The organism is Vibrio aquaticus (genome assembly GCF_003970385.1).
In the GTDB taxonomy this organism is placed as follows: domain Bacteria; phylum Pseudomonadota; class Gammaproteobacteria; order Enterobacterales; family Vibrionaceae; genus Vibrio; species Vibrio aquaticus.
The window spans coordinates 1-701 of the sequence record NZ_RXZH01000068.1 but is presented as its reverse complement, the minus strand read 5'-3'; the positions used below and the strand labels follow the sequence as shown (position 1 = coordinate 701).

The 701-nt window shown below is 50.5% G+C and carries 4 tRNA genes; all 4 read right to left on the bottom strand.

Annotation, left to right across the window (positions count from 1 at the left end):
- Positions 1 to 61 precede the first annotated feature (61 nt).
- A tRNA-Met gene (locus tag EJ063_RS20380) sits at positions 62 to 138 on the bottom strand.
- A gap of 41 nt (positions 139 to 179) precedes the next feature.
- Positions 180 to 255 (bottom strand) — tRNA-Gly (locus EJ063_RS20375).
- A 111-nt stretch (positions 256 to 366) separates the two neighbouring features.
- Positions 367 to 443: transfer RNA gene (locus EJ063_RS20370), tRNA-Met, on the bottom strand.
- Between the two features lie 38 nt (positions 444 to 481).
- Positions 482 to 557: transfer RNA gene (locus tag EJ063_RS20365), tRNA-Gly, on the bottom strand.
- Positions 558 to 701: the final 144 nt, after the last annotated feature.

The window sequence follows — 701 nt, the reverse complement described above, 5'->3', positions numbered from 1 at the left end:
TTCGCGAGGTTTTATGAATGGCTGAGCCCGACGAGCTAGCGAATCACAACACCTTTTAATTTGGTTGCGGGGGCCGGATTTGAACCGACGACCTTCGGGTTATGAGCCCGACGAGCTACCAAGCTGCTCCACCCCGCGTCCGTATTCACCATTTGAGGCATGATGAAAGCCTTAAAATTTGGAGCGACACACGAGGTTCGAACTCGTGACCTCAACCTTGGCAAGGTTGCGCTCTACCAACTGAGCTAGTGTCGCATATTCTCATTAAGAGAATTGGTTGCGAGGACTGATTTGAATCAGTGACCTTCGCGAGGTTTTATGAATGGCTGAGCCCGACGAGCTAGCGAATCACAACACCTTTAAATTTGGTTGCGGGAGCCGGATTTGAACCGACGACCTTCGGGTTATGAGCCCGACGAGCTACCAAGCTGCTCCATCCCGCGTCCGTATTCACCGTTAAGTACGATGACAACTTTAAATTTGGAGCGACACACGAGGTTCGAACTCGTGACCTCAACCTTGGCAAGGTTGCGCTCTACCAACTGAGCTAGTGTCGCATTTTCTCATAAGAGAAATTGGTTGCGAGAACTGATTTGAATCAGTGACCTTCGCGAGGTTTTATGAATGGCTGAGCCCGACGAGCTAGCGAATCACAACACCTTTTAATTTGGTTGCGGGGGCCGGATTTGAACCGACGACCT